This is a genomic window from Microcoleus sp. S36a_B3, from assembly GCF_036700745.1.
Classification (GTDB): Bacteria; Cyanobacteriota; Cyanobacteriia; order Cyanobacteriales; family Microcoleaceae; genus Microcoleus.
This window is the reverse complement of record NZ_JAUBPN010000034.1, coordinates 1-19,602: the sequence shown is the minus strand read 5'-3', so window position 1 is coordinate 19,602 and position 19,602 is coordinate 1. Positions and strand designations below refer to the sequence as shown.

At 46.8% G+C, this 19,602-nt stretch carries 16 protein-coding genes and 1 pseudogene; 8 read left to right on the top strand and 9 right to left on the bottom strand.

Going from position 1 to position 19,602, the window contains the following annotated elements:
• Positions 1–755: 755 nt before the first annotated feature.
• The 3 genes from QUA01_RS24245 (at position 756) to nadB (ending at position 4,602) form a co-directional block, all read left to right on the top strand.
• Positions 756–1,742 (top strand): adenylate/guanylate cyclase domain-containing protein, encoded by a 987-nt coding sequence (locus tag QUA01_RS24245; protein ID WP_333092979.1) that lies wholly within the window; start codon positions 756–758, stop codon positions 1,740–1,742.
• 202 nt (positions 1,743–1,944) lie between these two features.
• Positions 1,945–2,379: a photosystem II complex extrinsic protein PsbU gene (gene psbU / locus QUA01_RS24240; RefSeq protein ID WP_333092978.1), complete on the top strand. Its 435-nt coding sequence runs from the start codon at positions 1,945–1,947 to the stop codon at positions 2,377–2,379.
• Between the two features lie 570 nt (positions 2,380–2,949).
• Complete coding sequence (gene nadB, locus QUA01_RS24235) at positions 2,950–4,602, top strand: L-aspartate oxidase (protein ID WP_333092977.1); 1,653 nt, start codon at positions 2,950–2,952, stop codon at positions 4,600–4,602.
• Between the two features lie 10 nt (positions 4,603–4,612).
• On the opposite strand, the gene QUA01_RS24230 is transcribed toward nadB, so the two are convergent.
• From QUA01_RS24230 to btpA, 4 genes are all read right to left on the bottom strand, one after another.
• Positions 4,613–4,891, bottom strand: coding sequence for a hypothetical protein (locus QUA01_RS24230; RefSeq protein WP_194067562.1), 279 nt, complete (start codon positions 4,889–4,891; stop codon positions 4,613–4,615).
• 737 nt (positions 4,892–5,628) lie between these two features.
• The gene (locus tag QUA01_RS24225; RefSeq protein WP_333092976.1) at positions 5,629–7,734 is read right to left on the bottom strand and encodes a CHASE2 domain-containing protein; all 2,106 of its coding nucleotides are present in this window, start codon (positions 7,732–7,734) and stop codon (positions 5,629–5,631) included.
• 882 nt (positions 7,735–8,616) lie between these two features.
• Entirely contained in the window at positions 8,617–9,543 is a 927-nt protein-coding gene (locus QUA01_RS24220; protein WP_194067560.1) for a vitamin K epoxide reductase family protein, read from the bottom strand.
• A 177-nt stretch (positions 9,544–9,720) separates the two neighbouring features.
• A complete protein-coding gene (btpA, locus tag QUA01_RS24215; RefSeq protein ID WP_333092975.1) occupies positions 9,721–10,608 on the bottom strand; it encodes a photosystem I biogenesis protein BtpA in 888 nt (295 codons plus the stop codon).
• A 285-nt stretch (positions 10,609–10,893) separates the two neighbouring features.
• Between btpA and QUA01_RS24210 the strand changes: the two genes are divergently transcribed.
• Complete coding sequence (locus QUA01_RS24210; protein WP_333092974.1) at positions 10,894–11,865, top strand: SGNH/GDSL hydrolase family protein; 972 nt, start codon at positions 10,894–10,896, stop codon at positions 11,863–11,865.
• Between the two features lie 374 nt (positions 11,866–12,239).
• On the opposite strand, the gene QUA01_RS24205 is transcribed toward QUA01_RS24210, so the two are convergent.
• A complete protein-coding gene (locus tag QUA01_RS24205; protein ID WP_333093003.1) occupies positions 12,240–13,292 on the bottom strand; it encodes a Gfo/Idh/MocA family oxidoreductase in 1,053 nt (350 codons plus the stop codon).
• Between the two features lie 209 nt (positions 13,293–13,501).
• On the opposite strand from QUA01_RS24205, the gene QUA01_RS24200 reads away from it, so the two are divergent.
• A complete protein-coding gene (locus QUA01_RS24200) occupies positions 13,502–13,654 on the top strand; it encodes a PEP-CTERM sorting domain-containing protein (protein ID WP_333092973.1) in 153 nt (50 codons plus the stop codon).
• A gap of 9 nt (positions 13,655–13,663) precedes the next feature.
• Here the strand turns inward: QUA01_RS24200 and QUA01_RS24195 are convergent, their stop codons facing one another.
• From QUA01_RS24195 to def, 3 genes are all read right to left on the bottom strand, one after another.
• Complete coding sequence (locus QUA01_RS24195; RefSeq protein ID WP_333092972.1) at positions 13,664–15,001, bottom strand: PrsW family glutamic-type intramembrane protease; 1,338 nt, start codon at positions 14,999–15,001, stop codon at positions 13,664–13,666.
• Positions 15,002–15,455: 454 nt separating this feature from the next.
• A complete protein-coding gene (locus QUA01_RS24190) occupies positions 15,456–15,656 on the bottom strand; it encodes a hypothetical protein (RefSeq protein ID WP_304941012.1) in 201 nt (66 codons plus the stop codon).
• Positions 15,656–16,216, bottom strand: a complete 561-nt coding sequence (gene def / locus QUA01_RS24185) for a peptide deformylase (RefSeq protein ID WP_194008141.1) — start codon at positions 16,214–16,216, stop codon at positions 15,656–15,658. Before def ends, QUA01_RS24190 begins: the two co-directional genes overlap by 1 nt.
• Positions 16,217–16,318: 102 nt before the next feature.
• On the opposite strand from def, the gene QUA01_RS24180 reads away from it, so the two are divergent.
• On the top strand, positions 16,319–16,831 hold the full coding sequence (locus tag QUA01_RS24180) for a DUF1648 domain-containing protein (protein ID WP_333092971.1): 513 nt from the start codon (positions 16,319–16,321) through the stop codon (positions 16,829–16,831).
• 230 nt (positions 16,832–17,061) lie between these two features.
• Here QUA01_RS24180 and QUA01_RS24175 read toward each other — a convergent pair whose 3' ends face one another.
• The gene (locus QUA01_RS24175) at positions 17,062–17,517 is read right to left on the bottom strand and encodes an aspartyl protease (RefSeq protein ID WP_333092970.1); all 456 of its coding nucleotides are present in this window, start codon (positions 17,515–17,517) and stop codon (positions 17,062–17,064) included.
• Positions 17,518–17,636: 119 nt separating this feature from the next.
• Here QUA01_RS24175 and QUA01_RS24170 point away from each other — a divergent pair, with 119 nt between their 5' ends.
• Together QUA01_RS24170 and QUA01_RS24165 are read left to right on the top strand one after the other, a co-directional pair.
• A complete protein-coding gene (locus QUA01_RS24170; RefSeq protein ID WP_333092969.1) occupies positions 17,637–18,929 on the top strand; it encodes a pentapeptide repeat-containing protein in 1,293 nt (430 codons plus the stop codon).
• A 391-nt stretch (positions 18,930–19,320) separates the two neighbouring features.
• Positions 19,321–19,602 (top strand): annotated as a pseudogene (locus QUA01_RS24165) (hypothetical protein); the annotation flags it as partial.

Here is a 19,602-nt window from a genome sequence, read left to right as displayed (position 1 = left end):
CTATGGTAATCGATCGGACATGATATAGCGGTTCTCAAGCTTGGTGAGGTATGCCCTGCGCGGGCCACCCTTCGACTTCGCTCGGGGGGCAAGATGCCCAATGCCCTGCGAGGGCCCATGCCCTGCGCGGGCCACGAGAGCACCTCATGTTACTGACCCAATTTATTGAATCTAAAATCTAAAATGCTATTGTTGACAGATACTTCAAGCCCGGATCGGCCACTGCCTGGAACAGGCTCTGTTGATATCTGGCAAAATTAGAAGTCAAGTAACAAATCTTACAGGTAACTGATGTTTTAATAATTCTCGGTTAAGGTACAGAGCCATCTGCCAGTTTTTTTTTTGCAAAAAGCAGCAAATTTAACTCCTGAGATACATCTCTGGCGTGAAAAATATGACACTTTCGCTTAAGATCGAAACATAACTACCTTCGCTGGCGATCGTATTGTGGTTAGGCAATCCTGTACGGGTTCGGTGCATCGAGGATGGACTAAATAATTTTAAATTTTGAGAACAGCCGATTTAAGGTTTTTTACTGGCAATCATGAGTTATTAATAGTTCGGACAGTTTTCAATCACTAACGGCAGAATGAGGGTTTCATCCTTCTCAGTGAAGTCTAATGCTAACGGTAAAATGAGGATTTCAGCCTCTGTCTCAAAAACTGTCCTGAGTATTCACTTATGAGCCACGTACTAAAGTTAAGATTGAAAGTTGAAAACCTCAAATCGGTTGAATTGATGTTGTTTCTAGGGCTGTGGTGACTTTGCAAGCCAATCCACATTTGTTACTTCGTACAGAAAGCGGCAATCGCTACTTGCCGCTCTCCGGCAGCAATTGCTGGACAGTAGGGCGGAATGATGACAATAATTTTGTATTGACCGATCGCTGGATTTCTCGCAATCACGCGATGTTACAGCAAATGGAGACGGGAGAGTTTTACTTGATCGACTTGGGAAGCCGCAACGGTTCCTTTGTCAACGGGCGGCGGGTGAGTATTCCTGTGACGCTCCGAAATGGCGATCGGATTATTTTCGGTCAAACTGAATTGGATTTCTACAACCCAGCCTCCGGCCGCCGGATCGATCACATACACGAGACAGACTCAGAAGATTTTACGGCGACTTTGACCGTCCGTAGCCTGATTACCGTCATGGTAATGGACATCCGAGATTTTACCGTTTTGACTAGACAGCTAGACGAAACCCTACTCTCCGAAGTCATCGGGAATTGGTTCCGCAAAGCAGGACACATCATTCGCGAACACGGCAGTTGGGTGGACAAATACATCGGCGATGCGATCATGGCCGTGTGGTTTCACAAACCAAGCGGTGTCAGCACCGAGGAAATGATGCGGATTTGCCAAGCTTTGAGCCAACTGCACAAGGCAACAGACGAACTCAGCAGCCGTTACCCCCTGCCTTTTCCTTTGCGAGTAGGGGCTGGCATCAATACCGGTTATGCAATGGTGGGAAATTCTGGCAGCAGCGATCGATCGGACTACACCGCCTTGGGAGATACTGTCAACGCAGCATTTCGCCTAGAATCTTGCACCAAGCAACTCGGCAAAGATATCGCCGTGGGAGAAACCACCTACAAATACCTGACCGAATTGGGTGCTGAGGGTGCTTTCGAGCAGCACACCGTTGCTTTAAAAGGTTACGAAACTCCCAGCGTGACTTACGGCGGTACTTATTCTGACTTGAACGCTTTTCTCAAAACCAAAGGAAAGAGTTCTGAATAGGTAAAAAACTAGGTGCAGCGTCAAAAATCAACCGATCGCCTCACCTGCGACTATTATCATATATAGTCCGCAATGTCAATACATGAATGTAAACTTTTTTGACATTTCTGCGCGTGCTGCGGATTTATCTAACAAACTGTATAAGCAAAATGGTAGTCTCTACATAATAAATGCTTTGCATGAAATTGGGAGACAAAACTTCATGAAACGATTGGGTCGTCTATTGGCAGTATTGGGCCTAGTGCTGGGCTGCTTTGCATGGGCAGGAGACCAAAGCGCGAGCGCGGCGACATTGAGCCGTCTCGTCTTACCACCATCCTCGCTTATAGTGCTTGACGTTCCGACTAGAACAAATCGCGCCGATGACAAACTTGCCACAGAATACGGCAAAAAAATTGACTTGAACAACAGCGGCGTCCGGGATTTTCGGGAATTTCGAGGGTTGTATCCTACTTTAGCTGGACTAATTATTAAGAATGCTCCTTACGAAGACGTTGAGGACGTACTCAACATTTCAGGCTTGACGGAACCTCAGAAAAAGGTGCTGCAGGCTAACCTGGACAAATTCACCGTAACTGATGTCGATTCAATATTTATTGAAGGAGACAACAGATTGAACAACGGTTTTTACGACTAAATAGCAGCGGGCCTCCTTTAAAGGCAGAAAGCAGAAGGCAGAAGGCAGAAAGCAGAAAGAAAAAAAATTTTCTAGAGGCTGATGACTTCTGCCTTCTGCTTTCTCCAGAATTCGGCAAGGCTGGCAAAAATTTGCGAGGTTGAAATCAGCGCGTTTTCGAGATTAAAATCAAATCCGGTAGCATCGGAATGATTCAGATATATATTCTCGGACTCTGTGTACTAATAAGGTTAAATCATTCCGATGCAAGCGGAAACGAGATCATTTGTAGGCTCAATCTAAAATAGACTGGAGTTGCATAAATCCTCGATTAATACATAAACCGCAGATGAAAGGCTGATAAACACAGATATAGCCTTTCGTTCGTAACATGAGGTGCTCTCGGCATAGGGAACAGGCCAAAGCGGGCATACCTGACTGTATTGAGAACCGCTATAGACGCAGATGCTTTTCAGATGATTTGTGAATGAGTGCAAGAAATATCAGATAAAATCGACAGACATTAATTCTCGCCCCAAAATTCAGATTGAGAGTTAATTCTAAAATCTAAAATCTAAAATCGGCAGACTTATGACTGACAAATTTGATGTATTAGTGATAGGTGCTGGGGCAGCCGGTTTGTACACGGCACTTTGCCTTCCAGAGCATTTACAGGTGGGTTCAATTAATAAAAATACCCTGCCTGTTTCTGCCAGCGATTGGGCCCAAGGAGGAATTGCAGCGGCGATCGCCCCGGAAGATTCGGCAGCGCTGCACGTTCAGGATACAGTGGCTGCAGGAGCCGGTCTTTGCGATTTGGAAGCGGTCAAATTTTTGGTCGAGGAAGCTCCCGATTGCATTGATTCCCTAGTGAAAATGGGCGTGGCGTTTGATCGCGCCGGCTCAGATTTAGCCCTCACCCTAGAAGCCGCCCACTCCCGCCGCCGAGTGCTCCACTCCGCCGACACCACAGGGAAAGCAGTGATAGGTACCCTGACAGCAAAAGTATTGAGCCGCCAAAACATTCAAGTCGTATCCCCCGCCTTTGCATTGAGTCTGTGGCTCGACGAAAGCGGCCGCTGTCAGGGCATTAGTGCGATTTGTGGCAACCGAGTCAAATGGCTGCAGGCACCGGCTGTGGTGCTAGCGACAGGCGGCGGCGGACAGGTTTTTGCTCAAACCACCAACCCGTCGGTCAGTACCGGAGACGGGGTGGCAATTGCGTGGCGCGCCGGGGCGCTGCTGCGAGATTTAGAATTTGTGCAGTTTCATCCGACGGCGCTAAGTAAAGCTGGCGCGCCCCGGTTTCTGATTAGCGAGGCGGTGCGGGGAGAAGGAGCTCATTTGGTTGACAGCAAGGGATATCGCTTTGCTTTTGACTCTCACCCCAGCGGGGAACTTGCGCCTCGCGATGTTGTCAGCCGCGCTATTTTTCGCCATTTGCAGAAGACGGGGGAACCTCATGTTTGGCTGGATTTGCGCCCGATTGCGGTCGATCGGCTGCGCTACAGGTTTCCGAATATTATTCAAGTCTGCGCTGATTGGGGAATTGATATTTTTTCCGAACCGGTGCCGGTGACGCCCGCCGCCCATTACTGGATGGGAGGGATTGTGGCTGACAAGTTTAACCAAACTTCGATTCCGGGTTTGTACGCGGTGGGAGAAACTGCCAGCACGGGGGTACACGGCGCTAATCGGTTGGCGAGCAATTCGCTGCTGGAATGTCTGGTTTTTGGCGCGCAGATGGGACTTTTGCAGGTGGAAGGTGAAAAGTCCAAGCCATTCACGGATGAGGTCGATGTAGGGGAAATTTGGGAAAAATCGATTTCTCCACAGGAGATTGAGACGATCGAAAAATTGCGGGTGGAATTGCCGAGTTTGCTGTGGCAGAGTGCGGGAATTTGCCGGGGAATGCGGGATTTGGAAAGTGCGATCGTCCAAGTTGAGATTTGGCGGCAAGAATTTGCCTCTTTGCCCTTGAGTCAAACGCTTGATAATTTGCCGCCCGGACAAACTATTGATTTTTCACCAGATAATGCGGAAAATAGCTCGGTTTTGCGAAATTGGGGAGAACTTGGCAATTTATTGGATATTGGTTACTTAATTCTCAAAAGTGCTGCGTTTCGCACGGAAAGTCGCGGCGGTCACTATCGTGTGGACTATCCACTTACCGATCGAGATTGGTGCAGGCACACTTTAATTAACCAATCGAATTGGTACAAATCTGATCTCATAGAAGATTAAAAAATTGGTCTCAGCGCGTTCCCGTACCGTCACTTTTCGGGTTCCCGTTGGGGTCTGGTTCATATTTTGAGGTATTTCCAGACCTAGAAGTTTTGGCGGCTGCCAAAAATGTGGAGGTCGATCTCGGATTGGTTCGTAGTGCATCCTGGCGTCCGCTCACTTGTTGCGGACTAAAGTCCGCACTACGAACCATTTTTGTGATGGTAGCGGCATTGGCGATGCCGATCGTATTCACTTGCAAGCATACAGCCAGGGTAGCCGTTGTTGTGAGCTGAATCAAAGTACGCATAGTATTTATAGCCTTATTCAAATCACCGAAGTAGATGCAGGTCTGTAAAACCTATTATATCTATCACTTTCCGTATTTACACTGATATCTTTATATTTACTTTACTTAATTTTCGTGAACTTACGTAAAAGATTATAAATAAAGACTTTTTGGCGATTTAAATTTGGTCTTCTAGCTCAGTTTTTGAATCTTTTAATTAGGACTGACGCATGGGGAACTAGAAACCGAGTTTTTTACGAAAAGCGCGTTGCAGCCGCGAAATTCGGCAAAAAACCCGGTTTCTAGTTGTAGGGTGCAGCTCTTTAAAAGACGAGGAAAGAGGCAAAAATTGTTCGTAGTGGCAACGTGCTTTTACGAAATCATGGATTGGGGCATCTTACCCGGATTTGGTATGAGATGCTCCAGCATAACCTCTATCTGTAGGGTGCGGGGTGTATGGACCCTTACCCCTACAAGCAATAAATAATATCGTTTCCGGCTGCATCGTCAGGTGATAAGTTAGAGGGCAATTTATGAAAGATTTTTACAATTCGTTACTCTCGGCGCAATTTTCAGTTGTTCGATTCACAGTCAACAGTCAACACTCAACATCATGAGGAGTGCAACCGGAATTGATATAAAACTCTTTTTTGCCTCAGTCCTGATTTAAATGAGATGGCAATCTCCAGTCATAAGTTTCATGATTTTTGTAAGTCTATCTAATGACTGATGACTGATGACTGATGACTGATGATAAATTACTCAAGAAATTGATATTGATTTTTCCCCCGTTCCTTAGCACGATACATTGCAGCATCGGCATTTTTGACTAAAATCTCTGACTCTTGACCGTCAGTTGGATATAAACTAATACCAATACTTGTAGTTACAGAAACTTTATGTTCTTCTAAAAAAAAAGGCTGCACGATGGCATCGCAAATTTTTTCAGCTACCTTTGCAGCTTCCTCATTACCGGGAATTGCCGACAGGATGACTGTGAACTCGTCGCCGCCCAGCCGCGAGATGATATCGCTGCCGCGCAAGCATTGTCTGAGCCTGTTAGCAACTGATTTTAAGAGTAAATCGCCCACATTGTGTCCGAGAGTGTCGTTGATAGACTTAAATCCATCTAAATCTAAAAACAGTAAAGCTACCAGTTCTTGATTGCAAGAAGCTCTTTCTAGAGACAGATGCAAACATTCGTAAAACATTTTACGGTTGGGCAAACCTGTAAGAGCATCGTGAGAAGCTTGGTGGCTGAGTTCAGCATTTTTTTTCTCTAGAGCGTCTTCGCGAAGTTTGCGCTCGGTAACATCTCTGATCGCTCCGACTAAAAATAAGTTGCCGGCTGCATCTTTGTGCAGGGTTCTTTTAGTCGCAATCAGATGCGTAATTCCGTGAGCATCGGTAAAATATTCTTCATTTTCTTGCGGCTGTTGAGTTTGCAATACTAATTCGTCTTGCTGCCAAAATATATCGGCTTCGGCTTGGGGAAATAAGTCGTAATCTGTGCGATGGGTTAAAATTTCCCAAGGATAGCCGATTAACCGACAATAGGCCTGATTCAACACAACCCAGCGGTGATTTATATCTTTGACAAAAATCGGGTCTGGAATTGTATCGATTAGCGATTGTAAAAATTCTTTAGAGCGTTTTAGTTCTTCTTGCAAGTGAGCCAGATAGCCGACAACTGCTACGCCAGAACCGAAAAGACTGAGGATTGCAGGAATTAATGGCAGCCACCAACCGTCTAAAAAAGCTAAGTATAAACTGGCACTCAAACCGAGACAGATACTTGACAAACACCCAGCCGATCGCCCGAGCGATCGCAACTTCCAGCTCACACTCGCTCCCACCCAAGACCACAGTAAAATCCACAGTAACTCCCCAGCCTCGGGCCAAACATTGATACCTTCGCGTCCGTCGAGGGCCGCACTCAAAATTTGGCTCAAGAAATGAGCCTGAAGCTCGACTCCCGGTATGGGCTGGGGAGGAGCAAACACACCCGAACTGTAAGCATTTTGCTGAAAGTCTTTGAGGCTGGTGGCTGTTGAGCCGATCAACACAACGCGCGATCGCACAAAATCCGCCGGTACTTTGCCAGAAAGCACGTCACCCATCGATGCAGTGCGGAAACTGCCGCTCGGACCGCGCAGAGCAGCCAGAATTTGATAGCCGCGGCTGTCCGCTCGCACGTAAGCACCGTCATTCGGCTCAAAAGGTCGAAACACCCCCTTGCCTAACTGCAAGTATTTAGGATTGACAGTTGCTGGCTGAGGAGAAATCCCTTCGCCTTCGAGGTAAAGCAAAGCTAGTTTGAGCGCGAAGCTTTCATGAGTTTTGCCGTCTCCGGGCCAAGAGTAAAGCAAAGCTCGGCGCACTTTACCGTCAGCATCGATGACAACGTTGTTGAAACCGACGCGCGAGGACTCCTCAAGAACCGGAGGGGGCCGAACTCCAATCCTGGTTTCATCTGGCATCAACTCAATGCCAATTAAGTTAGGAATAGTTTTAAAAGTTTTGAGCAATTCGGCGTTACCCGGTTGAGTGGGCAAATCTCGGTAAACGTCGAGACCGATCGCCCGCGGTTTGCCAGCGTGCAATTTTTGCAGCAATTGGGCCAATACAGCATCGGAAATTGGGTAGCCGTATTTTTGCAAGTCAGCTTCCTTAATTTCTACAATCACGATGCGCGAGTCAATTGGTTCGGCTGGCCGCCCGCGCACAAAGTGGTCGAAAGCAGTCCATTCCCACACCTGCAAAAATCCGAACCAGCGCAGTACAATCACCGTACCGGCAACCGTACTGGCAGTAATCAATACTCTGCGTTCTCGATCGAGCCATTTTTTGATACTTTCTATCATAATTTTGGGAATTTTTGCCTCGCCTTTGGAGCATCTAAGCTACTACTACATATAGCTTTTATATCTTCTCGGCGATCGGCTCAGTCGATCCTGGCAAAATATCTCATTTGACAAGAGACTGGAGTTGCCTAAGTTTTTTATCGCACTTGGCAACCGCAGATTTCAGGCAGATAGACCCAGATAAACGCAGATAATTGCAGGAATTGAAAGCGAATTAATGCAATACCAGTTTAATGAGTCTGGAAGCAGAAATCCGGTTTTTTGATTTTATTTGTAAAATGTCTAGTAGTTCTACTATTTATAAAAATTATAATAAAGCTTGCTACAGCAAAAATGTTGGGCAGTGAAACTCTGGGTTTTTTCGGGATTTTTGAATATATCTGGTGCGGTTATATGAGATTGTTGGTCTTTCTGGAAGATGGTCGATTTATCCGCAGTTTAGGGAAATCTATTGCATGAAGGAATGATAATTGATTTTTTTTCAGACTTAATACTACAATACTTCCGAAAGTATTTTAAAATTCGCACCAACTAATGTTTAATTTTTTTTTATGGATTGTATAGCGGTTCTGAAAAAAGTGAAGATAGCCCGGTTTGGCCTATGCCCGGTTTGGCCTATCCCGGATAGTACCTCATCTTTCGCTTGAAAGGCTATAGATGCGATATTTTTGAGTGATTTTACAACAGCCGAAAAAGATTAGACCTCTTGCACTCATTCGCAGAGCAGATTAAATTATCTGCGTCTATCGGTGTTTATCCGCTTGAAATCTGCGGTTTACCCATCAATCAAATATTTATGCAAGAGGTCTATTAGCTAAGCTTTAAAAAGCTGGATTTTTCCTACCCCAAAAAATCTCGGATCTCAACTCTCAAGCCTTGCTATCATTTTTGAAAGTTGCGCGGGCCAGTGTAACCGGATAACTCAGCGAGTTTATCCAAAGTTTGTGTCCCCGAATAAAACTGACCTTGAATTTCCCAAGTAGGGAAACCTTTAATATTTGCAGCACCAGCTTGGCAAATTTCAGCGCGGGAATTTTGCCCTCTGGGATCGCATTCAAAATAATCAATTATTTTGGCTGCTTCTTTCCCAAATAGCATTTTTTGATCGTGACAGTGGGGACACCAGTAAGCGCCGTATTCTTTAGCGCCGATTTGTCGGAGATGGCGGGCTAAAGCAATTTGTGCCGGCCCGGAGGTTGTGGTGACTGCTGGGGGTAAAATTCCGGGGGTAGCAGAAACAAAAGGAGCGGGTGAGCTGACGCTGTTGTATAGGGCTAAAGCGCCGATCGAACTCACCATCACCACCAAAATGCCTGTAAAAACTAATTGTCCGATATCTTCCCAGTCGCGCCCGACTAGCACCAGCACAAACAGCGACAGGGCAAATAAGGCGGAACTGATGCAGTAAATGCACAGATCCTTAATTTCAAAAGCCATCAAATACATCAAATAGCTGCTGAATATTAGCATCGCAGCGGTGATGATAAATAGGGCTTGCCAAGTCCAATTTTCTAGTTGAGAGTGCAGCCGTTTGTTGTTGTCAGGATTGACGGCTTTGGGAGCTAATGCCAGAATTGCGATGCTCAGGTATGCCAGACAACCTAATAAACTTAAAGGCACTGTGCCAAAGACTGTAGCGTAGGGACTGTTGAGAACTTTGTCGCAGCCGCTGGTGGGACAAATTACTGAGTTTGTTGTGAATTTAGCGATCGTCAGATAGGCCGTTTCTAGGACGCCGATGGCTGCGATGGCTGCCATCACCGTCCTAGACCAGCGATGAATCCAAGGGGTTGAACGTCGGCGAATCATTTTTTTGATTTGGGAATTGTTGATTGTTGACTGTTGACTGTTGACTGTTGACTGTTGACTGTTGGCAGTTGGCTGTTAAGAGGGCGGGCCCGCACCATCCACCGCCCCTACTGACTGTTGCCAACTAACAACTAACAACTGCCAACTAACAACTAACAACTGCCAACAATTCCTATTTTACGTTTTACTTCTGACTCTGCCCGGTTCCGGTGTTAGCCCTCTCGAACCATTAGCGTTTTTGTTTTCTTGTTCGAGCTCTTTCTCGGAAAAGCTGCGATGGGCGGCTTCTACAAATTGACTGACGCGGATGGGATCGATCGGTTGTTCGATGCGGCCATTTCGTTTCAGCGAGCTCGACACAATTACTCCGTCTGCAGCTTGCATGAGGCTGGAAATGTTTTCCCACGATGCACCGCTACCGATGAATACAGGAGTTTCCCCCGCTGCTGCACTCGCAAGTTCTAAGTCTTCGAGATTGGGTGGGCTGCCGGTTGTCCAGCCGGAAAGAATTACGGCGTCGGCTAAGGCGCGCCCGATCGTCTCTGAGACGGCTGTGGTCAAGTTGGAGCCTCCCAGGGGTCGCCCGTGCTTGACTAGCACGTCTGCTAATATTTTGACATCGCTTCCCAATTCCCGACGGTAGCGCAGGAGCTGGTGTGCTTGGCCTTCAATTAAGCCTTGGTCTGTAGCCATGATGCCGTTGAGGACGTTGACGCGGATGAATTGAGCTCCCGTGCAGGAGGCGATGGCGATCGCGCTGTGGGCGTCGTTTCGCAGCACGTTAACGCCGATCGGCAGTGTCACGAGATTTGTTAGCCTCTCGACTACCAGAGTCATCGCACTGACAACAGCCGGATCTACGCTGTCTTTGGCAAAAGGAGCATCAAAAAAGTTCTCGACTATGATACCGTTTGCGCCGCCAGAAGCCAGCGCTGTAGCCTCTTGCTCGGCTCTTCCGATAATAGCTTTGAGGTTCCCGCCCCAGCGGGGAGAAGTTGGCAAAGGCTGTAAATGTACGACACCGATTATGGGATTCGGCGTTTTGAATATTTGTTTTAAGTCCACGGATTTTCCTGAAACCACCAAGTTCACTGACGGCTGACGGCGGATTTTGACGGTATATTCTAGAATTCTATATCCACGCGGGCGATTCCGATGACTCGATCGCGCTGCAGAGTTGCTAAAAGCCTGAATTGGGCAGCATTTAGTCGATTTTCGATTCGGGTATTGCAGATTTTCGATTTACTGAAAGCGGGTGAATTACCGGAGGTTGAACAAAAGTCTCAAATTTTGCACTCTTTACCACAGATAGTACGTAGCACCGTATCCGTTTTAGATTGAGGTTAATCGTTGAAATTTGTTCTGATAATTTTGGCCCTCACCTGCGGATTGTGGGCAGCAATCGAAGTGCTGCTGCGGGTGTTGCTGGGTTTTGGCAATCCCTTGATTTACATTGCTGATGCGGAGTGCGGCTATTTGTTGGCGCCCAACCAGAGGGTGCGCCGTTTGCGAAACCGGATTGAGATTAATGAGTATTCGATGCGTACTGGAACGATCGCCCCACTCCCAGCCTCAGACACTCTGCGGGTTTTGCTGTTGGGAGATTCTGTCGCCAACGGCGGTTGGTGGACAGATCAGACAGATACCATCTCCGAAATTATGGCTCGCCAGTTGAGGCTGCAAGTACAAAATCTGGCAACCAATGCACAATTAAGTTCAAAAGTCAACTACTCAAAGTTTGAAATTCTGAATGCCTCAGCCAATTCTTGGGGGCCGAGGAATCAACTTGCTTACGCCCAGCGGTTCGGTGTTTTTGGGTCAAAAATTCTGGTGTTGCTGCTGAATACGGACGATTTGTTTGCATCTGCTCCTTCTTCTCTGGTGGTGGGGCGCGATCGAGCTTACCCGGATCGCCAACCGCTCTCGGCCGCGCTAGAATTATTGAGCCGTTACTTGCTACCTGCGATGCCAGCGAGCCAATTAGCAGCAGCCGTAGCCAAAAGTGGCGATGTAGTCGGCTGCAACTTAGAAGCTATTCGCCAAATCCAAACAATAGCTGTATCGGCTAACGTCGAGTTTTTGCTAGCGGTGACTCCCAAGCGCCATGAATGCGGCGAGGGCCCTAGAGACTGGGAAGTCAAGGCTAGAGAGCGTCTCGCCGAACTTGTCACACAGGAGAAAATTACTTACATAGATTTTCTTCCTATTTTCAATTGTGCGGCGCAACTTGCAACTTTGTATCGAGACAGCATTCACCCAAGCCCTCAAGGAAATCAGCTAGTTAGCCAAACTATCAGCAGTCAAATAGTCGCTCTTTTTTAAGATCAAAAATTGTGACTTTAGCCAAAGATGGATAATTGCCCTCCCCCGACATAGGTTGTGGAAAGCAAAAAAAAATTAATTTTAGTTTAAGCCTGCAGATTGCATCTGTGGAGTCTACCTCAAATCTGAGATTTCAAATAGACTGTTTCATCTCCCAATAAAGGATGTGAAGTCAATCTCAAATCTTTCATCTAAAATTGACAGTTTAAGCCCGCAGATTGCATCTGTGGAGTCAATCTAAAATCTACAATCTAAAATCTAAAATCTACAATCGAGTGACATCGAATCCGGTTGCGCCCAAACAGTTACCCTATTCAACAAACAACAAACCCCAAACTGTCAAGGCACCCGGAAACGACAGAATTTGTCTCGATTTAGCTAACTTGCAAAGTAGACTCTAGCTTTTGTGGATACCAAGCTTGACCGTCGAGAGCCATTTGCTCGATCAAACTCGCAAGCCGCAGAGCTTTGAGAGCTTGTTCTCCTCCGACTGAAGGCTGATTTCCACCCCGCACGCAATTAATAAAATGCTCCAATTCTGCGTGGAGCGGTTCAATATTGCTGGTGTAAACTTTCTCGATCAACCCATCTTGACGGTAAAGCACCTGACCGTAATCTGTCACGTAATTGGCGGTGGTTTGTCGGTGAATCAAGATTTCGTTGTTAAGAAAATCTGCCTCTGTCAAAGAATTTTTGCAGTGAGCGGCGATTGAACGAAGTTTGCGGTGCGTCACCTTGCTTGCTGTCAGGGTGGCGACAATGCCGTTAGCAAAGTTCAGCGTCGCTGTCACGTAGTCTAAATAACCTGAATCTGATGCGCGGCTACCGCTAGCCGTCAATTTTACTACTTGAGAATTTGCCAATTCCAGAAGCAAGTCGATGTCGTGGATCATTAAATCCAAAACTACCGATACGTCGTTGGCCCGATCGGAATAGGGACTCATCCGGTGAGCTTCCAATGCCAGTAGCTCTTCAGTTTTCAGCACTTTGCCGAGTTCCTGAAAAGCTGGATTGAAGCGTTCGATGTGACCCACTTGCAAAATGCGGTGGGCTTCTGCAGCGGCGTTGACTAAAGATTCGGCTTCAGCAATGCTAGCTGCGATCGGCTTTTCAATTAAAACGTGAACCCCTGCTTGGAGACAAGACATCCCCACAGGGTGGTGCAGGCGAGTTGGAACGGCGACGCAAACTGCATCTACGTGGGCGAGCAAATCTCGGTAGTCTTCAAAGAAGCGAACCCGGTATTTGCTTGCTACATCAATTCCCCGCTCTACATTTATATCTGCAACACCCACGAGTTCGATATCTTTTAGCAAGCTCAAAACTCGCGTATGGTGTTGGCCCATATTGCCAACCCCAATTACCCCAATGCGGAGGGGTTCGGGTTGACTTCGCTTGACGAAAACGTTTGCGTATCCCAATGACATCCTATCTAGCACTCCTGGATTCTCCTCCACCACAGGAATCAAGCCCGTTGGCTTCCCTAAGCTACTCACAGCTCATCCAGATAGTACCACAGTCAAACTATTTGTGAAGAATTTCTAAGTTGGGCTGGGATTCTAGCCGTCAGCAATTACGCAGGCGCTACCTATGGACGAGAGCTTAATATTGCGGTATTTTTCTAGGAAATTACGTATTGACAAATATAATTATACATGATGGATATGCTGCGGGCGATCGCCTGGATACCGCCGCCGAACCAGTTCCCGAACCTCTCACCGTTGGAGGGACAGCTTTAGCATTGGCCGGTTTAAGCTGGTTGAAACATAAGAAAAAAATCGCTGCTTGACCTGCTAGTTCACTTTTCATAAAATATGCGAGTAGCAAAATTTTGCTCTCGATTCGGAGACAAAGCCCTAGCTTTCAAAATAGCCGCCACCAAAAACGCATAGGACAAAACTCCCACCAAGGCCAGCAAAAGTACGCTGACTGCTCCCGACGCATTCCACAATGCGTGAAGTGCGGAGGCGCTAAAATAACCTACGCCCAAAATTTGCCAGCGCTTCCTGGGTTTGAGGGCGCTTAAACCGATAAAATATCCCAAATAGCCGCTGTAAGCCATGTGTCCGGCGGCGGAGCCTAAAATGCGGGGAATGAGCAATTGCAATCCTACTAATTGTCCGGCTTCTGGGCCTGCTTGCAGGGTGATATTTTGGATGATATTGGGAACGTATTGACCGAGAGTTTCTAGTAGTGTAAAGCCGACTGCTGAGGCACTTCCTAACAGAATTCCGTCTAATGGTTCCCAAACGCCGATGCGATCGCGCCAGGGATTTTTTAGTAAATTTCCCAGCAGCATCGCTCCCAAAACGGGCAGGGCTTTCAGCAATTCTTCCATCAGACCCGCCCCGAAGAACATTCTGATTAAAAAAGGTAAAAAACTGATTTGTTCGCCTTCTGTGGGCAAACGACCGGGCAAAATTTCTCTAAATACTAATATAAATCCAATCAATAAGGGGCTTAGCAGTATCAGGACTGTGGCTAAAGCGGTACCGAGCAATACCCACCAAGGTTTGTGTTTGCCGCACAGTTGATAAATGAAGTAGTAGGCTGCACCGGCTAGGTAGGCTGACAGCAGGAAGTTGAAGGCTGCGGAATTTCCGACGGCGAGAAACATCGACACGACAAAAATAACTGTGGCTATACCTGGATATAAGTATGCTTTTTGGCTTAATTGTTTGCCGGTGGAGGCGATCGGGAATAATTGAGTTAAAGTTAGAGCGTCTTTTTCGGGCGGCTCAAAATTGACCGTTGGGGCCTGGGAGAATCCGGGTTTATTTTGGTGAGGGGTTGCGGAAGTTTCAAATATGAATTCAGGGCCGTCTTGACCGAGACTGATACGATCGCCTGTTTGTAAAGTTTGGCAGCCTTGCAGTTTTTGACCGTTGACATAAGTTCCGTTAGCGCTGTTGAGGTCGCAAATTTGCCATCTCGTCCAATTACCATGAGTCAGGGGGCGGACTGCGGCGTGGCGGCGGGAAACCATGCCGTGGGCGATCGACTCTAGGGCTATGTGACAATTGCGATCGCGTCCGATCGCCACTTCCCCATATTCAGAAAGTGGGTACTTGGACGCTGCCGATGCCGCAGAGCCTTTGGCTGGCACTTGTCGCAAAAATCCGATTTCATTAGTCATTAGTTGTTAGTCATTAGTTATTAGTTATTGGTTATTAGTTATTGGTTATTAGTTATTAGTTATTAGTTATTGGTTATTGGTTATTAGTTATTGGTTATTAGTTATTGGTTATTAGTTGGTAGGGCGGTGCCCCCGTACCCGCCCTTATTAGTTGGTATTTGGTAGTTGGTAGTTGGTAGTTGGTAGGGGGGGGGGTGGATGGTGCGTGCCCGCCCTCAGTTGTTAGTCATTAGTCATCAGTCGTTAGCCGATCTAATTTGTTGGCAGTATTGATAACATAGTTATTAGTCATTTTCTCGCTGTTTAGTTATATTGTTTGTTATCCGTAATCTTGATTCCACAATTATGAGATTTTAGATTCCGACTAATAACCTATAACTAATAACCAATAACCAATAACTAATAACTAATAACTAATGACTAACAACTAATAACCAATAACTAATGACTGTACCTATAGATTTGCTCTAGCATCCTGAACGGCGGCATAGAAAAATATGCCTGTTAGCGGTACGCTGAGGGCGAGGATGATACCCGTCACTACATTTCCGAGTTGAGCGTCTCCCGAAGACAACTCAAAGATGGAGCCGACGGCGGCGATCGCAGTGATGCAAGAAAGAGCTAACAATAAACCACTTTTGGGAGTTCCTGCCATCATATTGATTTTACTGCCTTGGGCGAATATTTTTGCTTGACTAATTCTTCATTCAATGCAAGTTTGTTTTCTACTCTGTCTACAAACAGCACGCCGTTGAGATGATCGATTTCGTGTTGGATCACCTTAGACAGCAAGTCTTGAGCTTTGAGTGTTTGGGGGCGACCGAATTCGTCGCGGTAAGACACTTCAATGACTTCTGGGCGTTTGACATCAAAATAAACTCCCGGAATGCTCAAACACCCTTCTTGCAAGATGCAGACTTCGCTGCTGCTACTTTTGATGGTGGGGTTGATCAAAACCAATGGAGGTATCGCCGGATTGTCGGGTTCGCAGTCGATAACAATTACTTGTTTGTGGACTCCGACTTGGGGGGCTGCTAAACCGATGCCGTCGGCACTGTACATGGTTTGCAGCATTTCTCGGACTAACTGCCGAATTTCTGCATCGACGCTGCTGACACGCTTTGCTGGCTGCCGCAGGACGCGATCGCCTAAAGTGTGTATTGTTAGGGGCGGTTTTTCTAACTTTTTCTTTTCCACCAAAACCTGAACCGTCATAAAACCTCACGAGATTGTTTGAAAATCCCCAACGAAAGCTGTTGGGGGAGGAAATGGGAAGCAATACTATTACTTTCAATCTTAATCTAATTTTAAGTAGCCATGACTGGAAACACACCAAACCAAAGGCCTGTTAGATCCCTGGGGCTTTCGCCTGCTGATTTGGCGGTAGAGTTCGCCGGGGCGATCGCGATTGTGCTTGCTGTTTTGCCGATCGTAGAATTTTGGGCTGTTTTGCCCGATCGAATTCCGATTCATTTCGGATTTTCCGGGCAGCCTGATAGTTGGGGCGACAGGGTGACAATCTGGATACTGCCGGCGGTGGCTGCCGTTATTTTTGTGGTTTTAACAGCAGTATCGCGCTATCCGCATACTTTTAATTATCCAGTACGGATTACCGAAGAAAATGCGCGCCGACAATATCTCCTAGCCAGAAGCCTTTTGGTTTGGCTGAAAGCGGAGGTTTGTTGGCTGTTTGCTTTTGTGGTGCGGCAACAAATTCTTGTGGCTTTGGGCAATGCTCAAAAATTTAGTATGGAATTGCTTTTAGGGATAATTGTTTTGATATTTGCGACGGTTGGTTTGTATTTGTTCAAGGCTTATTCTGCTCGCTAGATGTAGGGTTAAAAACTTATATTTACCAACAAAGCTTTTTTGTGGTAGGATGTTTTAAAACTGGATGCAATAGGATTTTTCATAAAAAACAAAAATTATTTGTATATAAGACTAAAGTCATCTAAGTTGTATCAGGAGTTGAGTCCTCACTACAAACATTTTTGATGGCGGGTAATTGACGGGACTTGAGAGAATTACAGGCGAGAGGTTTGTGCTGCGGTAAACGCTGACTAGCCCATCAGATATGTTTGCTGGTTGTTCATCGGCAATACTCGCAACCGTCGATTTTTTAAATCTGGTTCTAGGCCTAGTTCTTCCATTGGAATCACGCCCAACAAAACAGCCGAAACGCCTTCGGGCAATTCCAGACAATCAAATCTGCCTTCTCTCCCCTCTACAATAATTTGAGCACCTGCAAAAATTCGACCTTTTTTGATACCGGCCGATGTTTCTACATCTCTTTCTCCTACTTGTTTTAAACCTAGTTGGCTAATAATGGGAGCAGGCAAGGAAAGCAGAGTTGCTCCGGTATCGACAACAACGTTATCGAGGTTGACAGAGCGAACTTCCTCAGCAGAAATAAATCCCCGTTCTGCCATAACCAGATCGATGAAATTCGTGACTGTGATGGTAGTGATTACTTGACCCATTTGTTTGCTTTGAAGATTGGGGAGTACCAGAGTCATATTATTTTACCTATTGGAGTGTAATAATTGGATATCTATATTGTAATGCTATCTATAATCGTGCTTCATTGGTTAAAATCGTTTTAACGATCGCCAAAAATTAGAATTTGCCTCAACGCATGACACCAGAACCAAACTCTGCTCAACCCAATCCTCCTGATTCCAACGTGACTGTAGAAAGTCCTAACGGTGCGAGTCCTGTTGTCCCACCAGAATCAGCAACAATCGTTGCTACTGCTGAATCGACAAAACCGCGGCCTTCGCGTCCAAACCACATGATTTTTGCGCCGATACAGCCGGCACAAACGACTGCTGAGATGTCGGGTTCGGTGCTGACGCTGGCGGCGATCGTAGCAATGATTGTAGGGCTGGCTAACGATAGCATTTGGATCGGCTTAATTGGGGCCGTCGGTGCGATCGGCATATCGCTGCGGATGATGTGGCCGAGTTGGGGCAAAATTTGGACGCAGGTAATTCCGCCGACTTGGCGCACGCTGATCATCTCCTGCTTCGGGCTTTTAGCTGGGATCGTTGGCTTGCTGATGCTTAGCGGTACTAATACGCAACCGGGAAGCCGCAACATCGAAATCAACTGGGACGCTATCGGAGCTCTCGGCGAGTTAATCGGCGCTTTGGGGCAAATTTTGATCGCAATTTTGGGCGTTTATGTGGCTTGGCGGCAGTACGTAATCTCGAAGGATTTGACGATTCAGCAAAATCGAATTACGCAGCAGCAAACTATTGATGCTTATTTTCAAGGGGTTTCCGATTTAGCCCTTGATGAACAAGGGTTTTTGGAAGATTGGCCGCAGGAAAGGGCGATCGCCGAAGGTCGCACCGCTGCAATTATGAGCAGTGTGGATGCTGAAGGTAAGGCGAAAATTCTACGGTTTTTGTCCCAGTCGAGATTGGTGACTCCTCTGAAGCGCGATCGGCTTTTGGGCCGCGCCATCCTTGACGGCGACGGCGGCTACGCAGAAGACAGATCTCACGGTATCCGCGTCATCGATTTAAACGTGATGTTAGCCGGTGCTGACCTCGCTAGCACCGATTTGCGGTGGACCGAGTTGAGCGAAGCCAACCTTGTCCGGGCCAATCTCAGCAAATGCGATTTAGTCAAAGCCAACCTCTCGCGCGCTATCCTGTACGATGCCAAGCTCGATCGTGCTGACATGAAAGCGGCGATATTATTCTACGGATCGGCAGAAACTGCATCTCCTCGCACCCGCACGGAATTTCCCAACTATGAAACGGGCGAATATACCGGCGCCGTGGTTGAACGCGCTGATTTCACGGCTGTCAAGCGACTGTCAGAGGCTCAGCGCTATTACTGTTGCGCTTGGTGTGGCTCGAAGTCGAGAGACACTATTCCCGGCGGCTGCGAAGGGATTCCCAATAAACTCGGACGTTAAAATTAGCAGTCCCGCTGTACTTACGTATAGCCTTTCTGTGCTCTGGTATGAGGTACTATCCGGGATAGGGCATAGGCCTCCGTGGGCATAGGCCTCCGTGGGCATAGGGCATACCTCACTTTTGTGAGAATCGCTATACATATTTGGCGATCGCGATCGCAGCGGACTATAGTTTAATTTTCCATCGACAGTTTTGCGCTGTTTTGGCCATGAGCAATACTGATTTAGCGGTTTTAGCGCTAGAAGTAAGTCCGCGTCTGGAACGCAACAAAAGCAGGGATGGATGGATTTTTATCACTGCTATGTGGTTTCTGATATCGTTTCCGATAGCATCGGAATTATATATTTTAATCCTTGATAGTGGGAGCGACAGTTTTGCGCTGTTTTGGCCATGAGCAATACTGATTTAGCGGTTTTAGCGCTAGAAGTAAGTCCGCGTCTGGAACGCAACAAAAGCAGGGATGGATGGATTTTTATCACTGCTATGTGGTTTCTGATATCGTTTCCGATAGCATCGGAATTATATATTTTAATCCTTGATAGTGGGAGCGTCCCCGCGAGCGAAGTCGATCGCTCTTCGGGGACGATCGCACTATATAGGGCTTGCTGGATAAGTGCAGAAAGGTTACACGGCGCGGTTATACGATCGCGCGATCGAGAGTTTAGTGCAAGA